General features: G+C 75.1%; 15 protein-coding genes. 5 read left to right on the forward strand and 10 right to left on the reverse strand.

Annotated elements, in window-relative coordinates:
• Positions 1-42: 42 nt before the first annotated feature.
• The 10 genes from FB458_RS19625 to FB458_RS19670 form a co-directional block, all read right to left on the reverse strand.
• Positions 43-582 (reverse strand): DUF3806 domain-containing protein, encoded by a 540-nt coding sequence (locus FB458_RS19625; RefSeq protein WP_141849978.1) that lies wholly within the window; start codon positions 580-582, stop codon positions 43-45.
• Between the two features lie 5 nt (positions 583-587).
• Complete coding sequence (locus FB458_RS19630) at positions 588-1,796, reverse strand: PQQ-dependent sugar dehydrogenase (RefSeq protein WP_141849979.1); 1,209 nt, start codon at positions 1,794-1,796, stop codon at positions 588-590.
• Positions 1,793-2,464 (reverse strand): YdeI/OmpD-associated family protein, encoded by a 672-nt coding sequence (locus FB458_RS19635; RefSeq protein WP_141849980.1) that lies wholly within the window; start codon positions 2,462-2,464, stop codon positions 1,793-1,795. Before FB458_RS19635 ends, FB458_RS19630 begins: the two co-directional genes overlap by 4 nt.
• A gap of 15 nt (positions 2,465-2,479) precedes the next feature.
• Positions 2,480-3,652 carry a tRNA dihydrouridine synthase DusB gene (gene dusB, locus FB458_RS19640; protein ID WP_141849981.1) on the reverse strand — a complete coding sequence of 391 codons (1,173 nt, stop codon included), beginning with the start codon at positions 3,650-3,652 and terminating at the stop codon, positions 2,480-2,482.
• The gene (locus tag FB458_RS19645) at positions 3,649-4,413 is read right to left on the reverse strand and encodes an alpha/beta fold hydrolase (protein WP_246061407.1); all 765 of its coding nucleotides are present in this window, start codon (positions 4,411-4,413) and stop codon (positions 3,649-3,651) included. Before FB458_RS19645 ends, dusB begins: the two co-directional genes overlap by 4 nt.
• A 4-nt stretch (positions 4,414-4,417) precedes the next feature.
• Positions 4,418-5,026 (reverse strand): response regulator transcription factor, encoded by a 609-nt coding sequence (locus FB458_RS19650; RefSeq protein WP_141849982.1) that lies wholly within the window; start codon positions 5,024-5,026, stop codon positions 4,418-4,420.
• Entirely contained in the window at positions 5,023-6,300 is a 1,278-nt protein-coding gene (locus FB458_RS19655) for a sensor histidine kinase (RefSeq protein WP_211356101.1), read from the reverse strand. Before FB458_RS19655 ends, FB458_RS19650 begins: the two co-directional genes overlap by 4 nt.
• A gap of 22 nt (positions 6,301-6,322) precedes the next feature.
• Positions 6,323-7,132, reverse strand: a complete 810-nt coding sequence (locus FB458_RS19660) for an ABC transporter permease (RefSeq protein ID WP_141849983.1) — start codon at positions 7,130-7,132, stop codon at positions 6,323-6,325.
• Positions 7,129-8,097 (reverse strand): ABC transporter ATP-binding protein, encoded by a 969-nt coding sequence (locus FB458_RS19665; protein ID WP_141849984.1) that lies wholly within the window; start codon positions 8,095-8,097, stop codon positions 7,129-7,131. Before FB458_RS19665 ends, FB458_RS19660 begins: the two co-directional genes overlap by 4 nt.
• 106 nt (positions 8,098-8,203) lie before the next feature.
• Positions 8,204-9,610 (reverse strand): glycine--tRNA ligase, encoded by a 1,407-nt coding sequence (locus FB458_RS19670; protein WP_141849985.1) that lies wholly within the window; start codon positions 9,608-9,610, stop codon positions 8,204-8,206.
• 93 nt (positions 9,611-9,703) lie between these two features.
• On the opposite strand from FB458_RS19670, the gene FB458_RS19675 reads away from it, so the two are divergent.
• The 5 genes from FB458_RS19675 to FB458_RS19695 are packed head-to-tail and all read left to right on the forward strand — an operon-like array spanning position 9,704 to position 13,262.
• Complete coding sequence (locus tag FB458_RS19675) at positions 9,704-10,039, forward strand: DUF6703 family protein (RefSeq protein WP_141849986.1); 336 nt, start codon at positions 9,704-9,706, stop codon at positions 10,037-10,039.
• A gap of 47 nt (positions 10,040-10,086) precedes the next feature.
• A complete protein-coding gene (locus FB458_RS19680) occupies positions 10,087-11,028 on the forward strand; it encodes a metal ABC transporter substrate-binding protein (protein WP_141849987.1) in 942 nt (313 codons plus the stop codon).
• Positions 11,025-11,864 (forward strand): metal ABC transporter ATP-binding protein, encoded by an 840-nt coding sequence (locus FB458_RS19685; protein ID WP_141849988.1) that lies wholly within the window; start codon positions 11,025-11,027, stop codon positions 11,862-11,864. Before FB458_RS19680 ends, FB458_RS19685 begins: the two co-directional genes overlap by 4 nt.
• Complete coding sequence (locus FB458_RS19690; RefSeq protein ID WP_141849989.1) at positions 11,857-12,867, forward strand: metal ABC transporter permease; 1,011 nt, start codon at positions 11,857-11,859, stop codon at positions 12,865-12,867. The genes FB458_RS19685 and FB458_RS19690 overlap by 8 nt, the downstream gene beginning before the upstream one ends.
• Positions 12,864-13,262 carry a Fur family transcriptional regulator gene (locus FB458_RS19695; protein ID WP_141849990.1) on the forward strand — a complete coding sequence of 133 codons (399 nt, stop codon included), beginning with the start codon at positions 12,864-12,866 and terminating at the stop codon, positions 13,260-13,262. The genes FB458_RS19690 and FB458_RS19695 overlap by 4 nt, the downstream gene beginning before the upstream one ends.

Consider the following 13,262-nt stretch of genomic DNA (forward strand, 5'->3'; position numbering starts at 1 on the left):
AGCCGGTGTCGGGCCGGTGTCGGGCCGGTGTCGGGCCGGTGCTCAGTCCGGGCGGCGGGACTCGCGCACCCGCAGCAGGTGCGCGACGACGCCCGGCAGCCAGCCGGTCTCGCCCGCCATCCACCGCGCCCCGACGAGGTTGGCGGGGACGACGGCGAAGTCGTCGCGCTGCTGGGCCACGGCGAGGTCGGTGCCGAAGGCGTCGCGCACGAGCGCCCACTCCAGGTCGCTGTGCCGCACGAGGTGCTCGCCGACGCCGACCACCCACGGTTCGCGGGCCGCGTCCTCGTCACCGCGCTTGCGGGCCGGGGTCGCCTGCCACTCCTGCGTCGCCCGGTCCAGACCGGCCCCGAGCGAGGTCACGTCGTCGACGTCGACCCCGAGGTCGGCGAGGGCGGCCAGCCCGGCCTCGACGCGGGCGCGCTCGGCGTCCCCGACGTCGCGGATCCGCACCCGCAGCGGGACCTCGGGGTCGTACTCCGGGGCGTCGTCCGATCCGTCGGGACCGTTCGCCGGCCCGTCGTCCGGGACGCCCGCGGCGGCGGGGCCGGACCGCTTGTCCTTGCGCGAGAACCAGGCCACGGGCGTCACCCTACGGGGGCGACGCGCAGCAGGCGGTCCCCCTCGCCGTTGCTCGTCGTGACGTAGAGGGCGCCGTCCGGTCCGGTGCGGGCCGCCCGCAGCCGCCCGTACGGCCCGTCGGTCTCGCTCGGCACGGTGACGTCCTGCAGCGCCCCGTCCGCGGTGAGCCGCAGCAGGACGAGCTTGGCGCCCTTGAGCGCGGTGACGGCGAGCGCGCCGTCGTACGGACCCCACTGCGGCCCGGTGAGGAAGGCGAGCCCGCACACGGCCTGGGTCGTCGCGCCCGTCGTCCACACGGCCGGGACGGCGTCGGGGAAGCGCGCGGTGTCGGTCATCGGCACCGACTCGTCGTAGCCGCCGACGGTCCCGCCCTGCGACGGGTCCCAGCCGTAGTTGCCGCCGGGGCGGATCCGGTTGACCTCGTCGTCCTGGCTGGGGCCGTGCTCGGCCGTCCACACCTCGGCGGCGCCGTCGGCGCCCGCCCGGACGGCGACGCCCTGGATGTTGCGGTGGCCGGAGGAGGTGACGTAGCGCTGGCGGGGGTCCGCCGCGGCGGCGTACGGGTTGGTCGGCCACGGCGCGCCGGTCCTCAGGTCGAGCCGCAGCGTCTTGCCGCCCAGGCTGGTGAGGTCCTGCGGCAGCGACCCCTGCGCGGTGTCGCCGGTGCCGACGACGAGCGAGCCGTCCGGCATCAGCGTCGGCCGGCAGCCGGAGTGCCGCCCGGTCGAGATCGGCAGCCCGGTCAGCAGGTCGCGGGTGCGGGTCGCCGACGCCCCGTCGTCGGCGAGCCGCCAGGTGACGAGCCGGACGTCGACCGGCTGCCCGCCCTCGGCGTGGGTCTGGCAGGTCGTGAAGGCGCGGCTGGTGGCGAAGTCGGGGTGCACGACGAGCCCCATCAGCCCGCCCTCGGACCGCACGAACAGGTCGCCGAGGTCGGCGCGGACGTCGCTCGCCGTGGCCCCGGCGCGCAGGCCGGAGACGAGGGTGATCCGCCCCGGGCGCTGGGTGACCAGCGCGCGGCCGTCGGGGAGGAAGCCGACGTCCCAGCCGTGCTCGAGCCCACCGACCACCTCCTCCACGGCCAGCCGCGGCACACCGTCCGCCGGCGCGGCGGGCGCCGACGGCGAGGTGGGCACCGGCGGCGCCGAGGTGCACGCGGACAGGGCGGCGGCGAGCAGGAGGGTGAGGGCGGCGGCGAGCGGTCTCGGCGTCATCCCCCAGTCTCGCCCGACGCGGCCTGCGCCGCAGCCGCCGCCGCGCGAGCGAGCCAGGCGGGCGTCGTCCCGTAGCGCTGGCTCGGGATGAGCCGCCCGGCCGCGCAGTCGGCGACGAGCTGGCCCATCCGCTTGTCGTTGGTGGTCGGCTGCCGGGCGCCGGTCACCCAGGCCGTGGCGATCTTCCGGTAGCCGGCCGTCGCCGCGTCCCAGAACGCGGTGGCGGCGGGGTCGGCGGCGAGCTGCTGCGCGTAGGCGGGCGGCAGCTCGAGGCCCTCCCGCTCGAAGCTGTAGGTCCCGGTGCGGTCCTCGCGGCGCCGCGCGAACGCGGCGAGCCCGGCGGGTCGCATCCGTCCCTCGGCGGTCAGCCGCTCGACGTGGGCGACGTTGACCCGCGACCACGTGCTGCTGCTCTTGCGCGGTGTCCACCGCTGCCGGCGGGAGTCCTCGTCGATCCCCTCGGCCCTCGAGTCGATCCAGCCGTAGCACAGCGCCTCCGGCACCGCCTCGTCCCAGGTCAGCCCACGGGGCTCGACGTGCCGCTTGCTCAGCCCCATCCACAGCTCGGTGGCGGTGGCGTGGTGCTCCTCGAGCCAGGCCCGGAAGTCCTCGGGTCCGTCGAAGAAGACCGCCGGTCGCTCCGGCGTCCCGCCCACCCGGCTGCCCATGCCGTACGGAGCCGCTCAGCCGCCGGAGACCGACAGCTCGGCCTGGGCGACGACCTCGCGCTGCGCCGCGCTCAGCTCGCGGCTGTCGAGCCAGCCGTCGGGCAGCGCCACCCGGCGCGGCGAGCCGGCCCGCCCGCGCGGCCCCTCCGCCGGGTCGCCCGGCCAGGGCTGGTCGCGATCGAGGACGGACAGCAGCGCGTCGAGGTCGGCGAGGGTGTCGACGAGGGCGAGGCCGTTGCGCAGGCTCGACCCGGCCGGGAAGCCCTTGAGGTACCACGCGACGTGCTTGCGGATGTCGCGGCAGGCGCGGCCCTCGTCGTCGTAGAACTCGGTGAGGAACTCCGCGTGCCGGCGCAGGGTGTCGGCGACCTCGCCGAGGGTCGGGGTGACCCGCGCGCCGGAGCCGGCGAACGCGGCGGCGAGGTCGGCGAACAGCCACGGCCGCCCGAGGCAGCCGCGGCCGACGACGACCCCGTCGCAGCCGGTCTCGGCGACCATCCGCAGCGCGTCCTCGGCGGACCAGACGTCGCCGTTGCCGAGGACGGGGATGCTCGTCACCGTCTCCTTGAGCCGGCGGATCGCGGACCAGTCGGCGTGGCCGGAGTAGGCCTGGGCGGCGGTCCGGCCGTGCAGCGCGACGGCGGCGACGCCCTCGGCCTCGGCGGCGAGGCCGGCCTCGAGGTAGGTCTCGTGGGTGTCGTCGATGCCGATCCGCATCTTCACCGTGACGGGGACGTCGCCGCGGGCGCCCTCCTCGACGACGGCGCCGACGATGGACCGGAACAGCTCGCGCTTCCACGGCAGCGCCGACCCGCCGCCCTTGCGGGTGACCTTGGGGACGGGGCAGCCGAAGTTGAGGTCGATGTGGTCGGCGCGGTCCTCGGCGACGAGGATCCGCGCGGCGGCGCGGGCGGTGGCCGGGTCGACCGAGTAGAGCTGGATCGAGCGCGGCACCTCCTCGGGGCCGGTCTCGATGAGCCGCATCGTCTCCTCGTTGCGCTCGACGAGCGCGCGCGTCGTGATCATCTCCGACACGTAGAGGCTGTCGCGGCCGTGCTCGCGGCACAGCCGGCGGAAGGCGCGGTTGGTGATGCCGGCCATCGGTGCGAGGACGACGGGCGAGCCGACGACGTGGCGGCCGATGCGCAGCGGCTCGCGGACGGGGGCGTCGAGGACGGTGGTGGTCATGGCGCGCCCATCGTCTCATCCCGGCCGCGGACCGATGCCTCCGCGACCTCGCGGACGAGGTCGGCGAGGGCCTGCGGCTGGTCGAAGCCGACGGCGTGGCCTGCGCCGGGGATCCGCACGACGCGCCCGTCGCGGGCGGCGCGCGCGAACCGGTGGGCGTCGACCCCGAGCTGGTCCCAGCGCCCGCCGGCGACGACGACGGGGCAGGTCACCTCGCGCAGCTGGTGCGGCCGGCAGCGGGCCATCACCTCGAGCCACGCGTCGCCGGTCACCGTGAAGTAGTAGCCGCCGGCGATGGCCTCCTCGACGACGTCGCCGTACAGGCGCCGCAGCACGCGGTCGTTGACCCGGGTCATCCGCCGGGCCCCCACCGCGTCGGTCACCCGGGCGACGAGCCGGTACGCCGCCGCGCCCGGCCCGACGGGGACGGCGGCGCTGCCGAGCAGGAGGAGGCCGTCGAGGCGGCGGGGGAAGGCGGCGGCGTACGCCATCGCGGCGTAGCCCCCGAGCGAGTGCCCCACGAGCACGACGGGGGCGGCCGGGTCGCCGCGCTCGACCGCCTCGGCGATCGCGCCGACGGCGCGACGCAGGGTGAACGGCTCCGCGACGCGGGCCCCGTGCCCGGGCAGGTCGGGCAGCACGAGGTCGAGGTCGGCGTCCTCGAGCAGCCGCACCTGCGGGGACCACTGGGTGTGCGAGAGCCGGCTGCCGTGCACGAGCACCACCCGCGGGCGCGGGCGGCCGGCGGACGGGTCGGTCACCGGGTCAGAGCCAGCCGTTCTCGTCGGCGATCCGCACGGCGTCCGCGCGGTTGCGCGCCGAGGTCTTGCCGATCGCCGCGGACAGGTGGTTGCGCACCGTGCCCTCGGAGAGGAACACGCCGCGGGCGATGTCGGCGACGCTGCCGCCGTCGCGGGCCGCGCGCAGCACCTCGCTCTCGCGGACGGTGAGCGGCGACTCGCCGACGGTGAGGCTGTCGGCGGCCAGGGCCGGGTCGACGACCCGCAGCCCCGAGTGCACCCGGCGGACGGCGTCCGCCAGCTGCCGGGCCGGGGTGTCCTTGACGACGAACCCGCTGGCCCCCGCCTGCAGCGCCCGGCGCAGGAAGCCCGGACGGCCGAAGGTCGTGACGATGAGCACCTTGACGCCGGGCGCGGCGGTGCGCAGGGCCCGGGTGGCCTCGATGCCGTCCATCCCCGGCATCTCGACGTCGAGCAGGGCGACGTCCGGGGTGGTCCGCCGGGCGGCCTCGACGACCTCGTCGCCGCGGCCCACCTCGGCGACGACCTCGAGGTCGTTCTCGAGGTCGAGCAGGGTGGCGAGGGCGCCGCGGACGAGGGCCTGGTCGTCGGCGAGCAGCAGGCGGATGCTCACGACGTGGCCGCCCTCGGGCCGGGGGCCGAGCCCGACCGGGCGGGGCGCCCGGCCGCGACGCCCTGCTCGGCCCGCTCCCCCGCCCCCGGCACCTGGACGACGAGGACGTAGCCGCCGTCGGTGGGCGAGTGGACGACGACCCGGGCGCCGGCGGCGGCGGCCCGCTCGCGCAGGCCGACCAGGCCGTTCCCCCCGTCGGCGGCCGCACCGGCGCAACCGCGACCGTCGTCGGCGATGCTCACCCGGTCCGGGGCCACGGTGACGGTGCACGTCCGGGCGGCGCTGTGCCGGACGACGTTGGTCACGCCCTCGCGGACGGTCCACGCGAACAGCTCGCGCCACTCCGTCGGCACCTCGTCGGTGCTGCCGGGCAGGTGCGCCTCGATCTCGGCGGCCTCGAGCGCCGCCCGGGCTCGGGTGATCTCGCCCGGGAGGCTGAGGTCGCGGTAGCCCTCGACGGTGCGGCGGGTGTCGGCGAGCGCGTCGCGCGAGAGCCGCTCGAGGTCGGCGAGCTCGCGGCGGGCCCGGGCGACGCCCTCGGGGCTGCCGCCCTCGAGCAGCCGCCCCGCGAGCTCGGCCTTGACCGTGATGACGGTGAGCGAGTGACCGAGGATGTCGTGCAGGTCGCGCGCCATCCGGGCCCGCTCCTGACCGACGAGGAGCTGGGCGTTCTCGTCCTTGGCGGCCACGAGGTCCATGCTGCGACCCATCGCCTGCGCGATGCCCCACACCGCGAACGAGGCGAGGAAGACCGACAGCCCGATGCCGTCGGAGGCGCTCCACCCGGGGACGGTGCGCACGAGCAGCTCGGTGCCCGCCGCCAGGGCGACGGCCTGGCCGGCTCCCACCCACATCGGGAAGAGGAAGATCCCCGCGACCGCGACGTAGACGTAGCAGGCGGTCCCGCTCGGCGGGACGAGGAGGAGCACGCCCGTCGCGAGGGCCATGAGCAGCAGGTAGAACCCGACGGCGCTCGCCGTCACGCGTCCCTGCCGCCTCGTCTGCGAGGCGTGGTGCCGACGCAGGAGGAACAGGCTGAGGTACGTCGCCACGAAGACCAGGAGGCCGGCGATCCCGGCGGTCGCGCGCAGGGCGCCGTACCGCAGGGCGTCGCCGCCGACGGGGACGAGGAACACCGTCCACACCCCGGCCCCGAAGAGGGCCCACGCGTTGAACCGCCGCCCGAAGCGCTCGTCGGGGCTCAGCTGGGCGGTGCGGCGCCGGCGGGCGCGTGCCGCCCACCAGAGCCGTCCGTCGTCGTCCGTGCTGCTCACGCGGGTGACCTTAGCCGCCGGCTCAGACGCGGGCCGTGTCGCGGCGCATCCGCCAGGCGGCGCCGCCGGCGAAGACGAGCAGCCACACCGCGATGTTGAGCAGCCACCACCACTGGACCGGGTCGCCGGTCAGCGGCGCCCGGGCGACCTTGGCGATGCCGTAGAGCGGGGTGAAGCGGGCGATGACCTCGAAGGTCGACCCGCTCTGCAGCGGCACGAACAGGCCGCCGAGGAAGGACAGCAGCGCCAGGCCGGGGCCGATGAACTGCATGACGTTCTCGCTCGGGACGAGGTAGCCGATGAACAGGCCGAAGGCGGCGAAGACGAGCGAGCCGGCCCAGGACAGCAGCGCCGTGGCCACGATGATCCCGACCGAGTCGACGTGCGCCCCGGTGGCCAGTCCCGTCGCGAAGACCACGGCGGTGGCGACCGCGCCGGTGACCATCGCGACGAGGATCTTGGCGACGACGTACGCCGCCGGGGTGAGCGGGGTCAGGCGCAGCTGCCGGCTCCAGCCCTGGGCCCGCTCGGTGGCGACGGCCGCTCCGGCCCCGGCGGTGGCGATCATCGCGCCGTAGACGGCCATCGAGATCATCACGTAGGCGGTGACGTTGCCGTGGCCGGCGGTCTGGTTGCTGTAGTCCTGGCCCTTGCCGAAGAGCAGGTAGAACACGACCGGCATGACGATCGTGAAGACGACCTGGCGGCGGTTGCGCAGCACCCGGCGCAGCTCGATGCGCAGCAGCGTGCCGTTGAGCCCGCCGAGGCGGGGGACGGCGCGCGCCGGCGCGACGGCGAGGGTGCCGCTCGTGGAGGGGGTGGCGGTGGTCATGCGGGGCTCCCGGTGGTCTGGGGGACGCGGGCGTCGGCGGCGGGGCCGGCGGCGTCGTCCTGGTGGTCGGAGGTGAGCGCGATGAACGCGTCCTCGATGCCGCGGGCGGCGATCTCGAGGTCACGGGCGTCGGTGCGGGTGAGCAGCCAGCGGGCCACGGCGTCGGTGTCGGTGCTGTGCACGAGGACGCTGTCGCCGCGGATCTCGATGCCGTCGGCGCCCGGCAGGTCGGTGAGCATCGCCTCGCTCGCGCCGGGCAGGGTGGCCCGGACGGTGCGGCCGGCGGCCATCGCCTTGATCTGCGCGGCGGTCCCGTCGGCGACGACGACGCCCTTGCGCACGAGGACGATCCGGTCGGCGTAGGCGTCGGCCTCCTCGAGGTAGTGCGTGGCGAAGAGGATGGTGCGGCCGCGGCCGGCGTCCTGGCGGATGGCCGACCAGAAGTCGCGCCGGCCCTCGACGTCCATGCCCGTCGTCGGCTCGTCGAGGACGAGCAGCTCGGGGTCGCTGAGCAGCGCCATGGCGAAGCGCAGCCGCTGCTGCTGCCCGCCCGAGCACTTGTCGACCCGGCGGCCGGCGATCTCGGTGATGCCGGCGCGGCGCATGACGGCGTCGACGCTGCTCGTGTGGGTGAAGAGCGAGCCGGTCAGCTCGAGGGTCTCGCGGACGGTGAGGTCCTTGAGCAGGCCGGCGGTCTGCATGACGGCGGCGACGAGGCCGTGCGCGACGGCGTCGCGCGGCTCGCGGCCGAGGACGCGCACAGAGCCGGCGGTCGGGGTGGACAGGCCGAGGACCATGTCGACGGTCGTCGTCTTGCCGGCGCCGTTGGGGCCGAGGAAGGCGACGATCTCACCCTGCTCGACCGTGAGGTCGAGACCGCGGACGGCGTGCACGGGGCCGAAGTCCTTGCGCAGGCCGCGCAGCTCGATGGCGGGGGCGCCCTGGCGGGTGCTGGTGGAGGTCATGGCTCCACCCTCGTCCCCGGGGTCGCGGCGGGCGTCGGTCGCTCGTCACGACCCCGGGGTGAGGTCTGTCATGGGTGGCGCGTGGTGACCGACCCGGGGGTCGCGGTCAGCAGCCGGGCAGGCGCTGGGCGAGCCAGCCCTCGACCTGGTCGAGCCCGACCCTCTCCTGGGACATGGTGTCGCGGGAACGCACCGTGACGGCCTGGTCCTCGAGGGTGTCGAAGTCGACGGTGAGGCAGTACGGCGTGCCGATCTCGTCGTGGCGGCTGTAGCGCTTGCCGATCGAGCCGGCGTCGTCGAACTCGACGTTCCAGTTCCGGCGCAACGCGGTCGCGAGGTCGCGGGCCTTGGGCGAGAGGTCGGCGTTGCGGCTCAGCGGGAGGATGGCCGCCTTGACCGGCGCGAGGCGCGGGTCGAGGCGCAGGACGACGCGCTTGCGCACCCCGCCCTTGGTGTCGGGGGCCTCGTCCTCGGCGTAGGCGTCGACGAGGAAGGTCATGAGCGAGCGCGAGAGGCCCGCCGCCGGCTCGATGACGTAGGGCGTGTAGCGCTCCCCCGAGGCCTGGTCGAAGTACGACAGGTCGGTGCCGGAGTGCTCGCTGTGGGTGCGCAGGTCGAAGTCGGTGCGGTTGGCGATGCCCTCGAGCTCGCCCCACTCGGAGCCGGCGAAGCGGAAGCGGTACTCGATGTCGACGGTGCGCTTCGAGTAGTGCGACAGCTTCTCCTTCGGGTGCTCGAAGTGGCGCAGGTTGTCGGCCTTGATGCCGAGGTCGACGTACCACTGGGTGCGCGTGTCGATCCAGGTCTGGTGCCAGGCCTCGTCCTCGCCGGGCTTGACGAAGAACTCCATCTCCATCTGCTCGAACTCGCGGGTGCGGAAGATGAAGTTGCCCGGGGTGATCTCGTTGCGGAACGACTTGCCGATCTGGGCGATGCCGAACGGCGGCTTCATCCGGGCGCTCTGCTGGACGTTGAGGAAGTTGAGGAAGATGCCCTGCGCGGTCTCCGGGCGCAGGTAGTGCAGGCCGGACTCGTCCTCGACGACGCCGAGGAAGGTCTTGAGCAGGCCGGAGAACTGACGCGGCTCGGTCCACCGGCCGCGGGTGCCGCAGTTGGTGCAGACGATCTCGGTGAGCGGGATGTCGTCGGGGTCGACGGCGTCGCCCTTCTTGGCGCGCTTCTCGGCCTCGGCCTCCTGCAGGTGGTCGCCGCGGTAGCGCTTGTGGCAGGAGAGGCACTCGACGAGCGGGTCGGAGAAGGTCGCGACGTGGCCCGAGGCCACCCACGTCTCGCGCGGCAGGATGATCGAGGAGTCCAGGCCGACGACGTCGTCGCGCTGCTGGACCATCGAGCGCCACCACTGGCGCTTGATGTTGTCCTTGAGCTCGACGCCGAGCGGGCCGTAGTCCCAGGCCGACCGCGTGCCGCCGTAGATCTCCCCCGACGGGAAGACGAAGCCCCTGCGCTTGCAGAGGCTGACGACGGTGTCGACGATGCTGGTCTCCTTGGCCATGCGGGCAAGGCTATCCGCAGTGCGACCCCCTCCCCGCACCGGTTTGCGGGCCGTCGACGGGCCCCCGGCAACCGGCTGGCTACCCTTCACCCCGTGAGTCACCCCACCAGCCCGCCCCCCACGGACGGTCCGAGCGGCCCTCCCGCGCTGCCGCTGCGCTCGCGGGTGGAGCACGCCGTGCACCCGTGGCTGGAGCGGCTCAACCGGGTGCCCCGGCTCGCCCTCGGGGCGCTCGTCCTGGTCCTGCTCGTCGTCGGCGTCGTCGTCCCCCACGTCGGGTGGGTGGCCACGGCGCTCGTGGCCCTCTTCGTCGCCGGCCTGGTCTGGGTGACCTGGCCGCAGTGCCGCCCCCCGGAGCGGCTGATGCGGCTGGCCGTGCTCGGGGTCGTCGTGGCCATGACCGTCGTGCAGGCGGTCCCGCGCGGCTGAGCCGGGCGCGTTTTGACAATCATTCTCATTCTCGGCACGATGGCGGCATGTCCCGCCGCCTGACCGCCCCCGCCCTGCTCCTCGGCCTCGGCCTCGCCGCGACGACGGCCCTGTCCGCCTGCTCGGGCACCGGGTCGTCGTCCTCCGCCGCCGCGAGGGCGGACGGGAGGCTGGCCGTCGTTGCCTCGTTCTACCCGCTCCAGTACGCCGTCCAGCAGATCGGCGGCGAGCACGTCACCGTCACCAGCCTCACCAAGCCCGGGGCCGAGCCGCACGACGTCGAGCTGACCCCGCAGGACGTCGCGTCGGTCTCGACCGCCTCGCTCGTCGTCTACGAGAAGAGCTTCCAGCCGGCCGTCGACGAGGCCGTCGCCCAGGAGGGCCAGGGCCACGCGTTCGACGTGGCCCCGACCGCCGACCTCACCCTGGCCGCGCCCGCCGAGGACGGCGAGGCCCCCGCCGCGGGGGCCAAGGACCCGCACTTCTGGCTCGACCCGCAGCGGTACGCCGCCGTCGCGAAGGCCCTCGGGGCGCGGCTCGCCGAGCTCGACCCGGCGCACGCGGCGTCGTACGGGAGCGCGACGAGCGCCTTCGTCGCGAAGCTGAGCGCCCTCGACACCGCCTTCCGCGAGGGCACGAGGACCTGCGAGCGGCGACAGCTCGTCACCAGCCACGCCGCCTTCGGCTACCTGTCCCAGCGGTACGGCTTCACGCAGGTGCCGATCACCGGCCTCGACCCCGAGGTCGAGCCGTCGGCGCAGGACCTCGCCCGGGTCGCCGACTTCGTCCGGGCCAACGAGGTGACGACGATCTACGCCGAGACCCTCGTCGAGCCGAAGTTCGCCGACACCGTCGCCCGCTCCACCGGCGCGACCGTCGCGACCCTGGACCCGCTGGAGGGGCTGACCTCCGCCTCGAAGGGGTCGGACTACCTTGAGGTCATGCGCTCGAACCTCACCGCGCTGCGCGCGGGCCAGAGCTGCTCGTGAGCCCGACGGACCCCGCTCCCGTCCTGCGGCTGCGGGACGCCGCCTTCGGGTACGGCGACCGCCCCGTCGTCGCGCACGTCGACCTCACCGTCTCCCCCGGCGAGGTCGTCGCCGTGCTCGGGCCCAACGGCTCGGGCAAGTCGACCATCGTCCGCGGGGTCCTCGGGCTGACCGACCACCTCGGCGGCGACGTCGAGCTGTTCGGGGTGCCGCGCCGGGAGTTCCGCCAGCACACCCGGGTCGGCTACGTGCCCCAGCGGCACACCCTGTCCGCCTCGGTGCGGGCCACCGTGCGCGAGATCGTCGCCACCGGCCGGCTGGGGCACCAGGGCCTGCTCGCCCGGCTCTCGCGCACCGACAAGCAGGTCGTCGACCGGGCCCTGGACACGGTCGGGCTGGCCGACCGGTGGGCGGCCGACGTCTCGACCCTCTCCGGTGGGCAGCAGCGGCGCGTGCTCATCGCGCGCGCCCTGGCCTCCGAGCCCGACGTCCTGCTCATGGACGAGCCCACGGCCGGGGTCGACGCCGCCAACCAGCACGTCCTCGCCGACGTGCTGGACCGCCTCGCCGCCGGCGGGACGACCATGCTGCTCGTCACCCACGAGCTCGAGGCGTTCCGCGACGTCGTCACCCACGTCGTCGTCGTCGACCTCGGCCGGGTGACCTGGCAGGGGCCGGCGGCCGAGTTCCACCGCGACCCCGGCGCCGTCCTGCACGAGCACCACAGCCACCACCACGACGGCGAGGACGAGCACCACGGCCCGCCCGCGGGCCGCGCCGTCGTCCCGTCGGGCCCGCTCGACCGCGCCCCGCGCCGGGAGGCCCGCCGTGCTTGACCTGCTCGCCTACGACTTCATGCAGCGGGCCCTGCTGGCGGCCGTGCTCGTGGGCCTCGTCGCCCCGCTCGTCGGGATCTTCCTCGTCCAGCGACGCCTCTCGCTCATCGGCGACGGGATGGGGCACGTGGCCCTCGCCGGCGTCGCCGTCGGCCTGCTGACGAACACCAGCCCGGTCTGGGCGGCGCTGGTCCTCGCCGTCGTCGCGGCGGTCGTCGTCGAGCTGATCCGGGCCGGTGGCCGCACCAGCGGCGACGTCGCCCTCGCGCTGATCTTCTACGGCGGCATCGCCCTCGGCGTCGTCGTCATCGGCAAGGCCCCCGGCGGCACCCCGGCCAACCTCACGGCCTACCTCTTCGGCGCCATCACGACGGTGCGACCCGAGGACCTGTGGGTCTTCGCCGTGCTCGGCCTCGTCGTCCTCGTCGGCACCTGGGCGCTGCGGCCGCGGCTGTTCGCCGTCGCCAACGACGAGGAGTACGCGCGGGCGAGCGGGATGCCGGTCCTCGCCGTCAACCTCGTGCTCGGCGTCCTCACCGCGGTCACCGTCGTCGTCTCGATGCGGATCGTCGGGCTGCTGCTCATCAGCGCGCTGATGATCGTGCCCAACGCCGCCGCCCAGCTGCTCGCCCGCAGCTTCGCCGGCGCGATGCGCTGGGCCTCGCTCATCGGCCTGCTCTGCGCGGTCGGCGGCGTCGTCGTCTCCTACGAGGCCGACACCCCGTCGGGCGGCACGATCGTCCTGCTCGCCATCGCGACCTACCTCGTCGTCGCCGTCGGCGCCGCGGTCGTGCACCGGGCGCGCGGGCGCCACCACCGGGCGGCGTCCCGGCACGCGCACGAGCACGGCCTCGACTGCGGGCACCCGGCGGTCGCCCACGGCGACCACGTCGACTACCTGCACGACGGCCACCGGCACGCCCCGCACGAGGGCCACTACGACGAGCACGGGGACCGGCGGCCCGACCCGGACCGCCGCCCCGAGCAGGAGGTGTCCCGATGACGACCACGCCCCGCCGACCGACCCGCCAGCAGGCCCTCGTCGCCGACGCCCTCGCCGGCGGCGGCGAGTTCACCTCGGCCCAGGACCTGCACGCGCGGCTGCGCGCCGACGGCAGCACCGTGGGCCTGGCGACGGTCTACCGGACCCTGCAGAACCTCGCGGCCGACGGCGCCGTCGACGTGCTGCGCACCGACGACGGCGAGGCGGTCTACCGCCGGTGCAGCCGCGGCCACCACCACCACCTCGTGTGCCGGCACTGCGGGCGCACCGTCGAGGTCGAGGGGCCGGCGGTCGAGCGCTGGGCGGCCGCGGTCAGCGCCGAGCACGGGTTCACCGACCCCGAGCACACGGTCGAGATCGTCGGGACCTGCTCGGACTGCACCGCCCGGGCGTAG

Source organism: Lapillicoccus jejuensis (assembly GCF_006715055.1).
Classification (GTDB): domain Bacteria; phylum Actinomycetota; class Actinomycetes; order Actinomycetales; family Dermatophilaceae; genus Lapillicoccus; species Lapillicoccus jejuensis.

What these genes read in the sequence shown, in the direction of transcription:
- FB458_RS19630 (WP_141849979.1), bottom strand. Translation starts at nt 1,796, where the DNA reads ATGACGCCGAGACCGCTCGCCGCCGCCCTCACCCTCCTGCTCGCCGCC.
- FB458_RS19635 (WP_141849980.1), bottom strand. Translation starts at nt 2,464, where the DNA reads ATGGGCAGCCGGGTGGGCGGGACGCCGGAGCGACCGGCGGTCTTCTTC.
- dusB (WP_141849981.1), bottom strand. Translation starts at nt 3,652, where the DNA reads ATGACCACCACCGTCCTCGACGCCCCCGTCCGCGAGCCGCTGCGCATC.
- FB458_RS19660 (WP_141849983.1), bottom strand. Translation starts at nt 7,132, where the DNA reads ATGACCACCGCCACCCCCTCCACGAGCGGCACCCTCGCCGTCGCGCCG.
- FB458_RS19665 (WP_141849984.1), bottom strand. Translation starts at nt 8,097, where the DNA reads ATGACCTCCACCAGCACCCGCCAGGGCGCCCCCGCCATCGAGCTGCGC.
- FB458_RS19670 (WP_141849985.1), bottom strand. Translation starts at nt 9,610, where the DNA reads ATGGCCAAGGAGACCAGCATCGTCGACACCGTCGTCAGCCTCTGCAAG.
- FB458_RS19680 (WP_141849987.1), top strand. Translation starts at nt 10,087, where the DNA reads ATGTCCCGCCGCCTGACCGCCCCCGCCCTGCTCCTCGGCCTCGGCCTC.
- FB458_RS19695 (WP_141849990.1), top strand. Translation starts at nt 12,864, where the DNA reads ATGACGACCACGCCCCGCCGACCGACCCGCCAGCAGGCCCTCGTCGCC.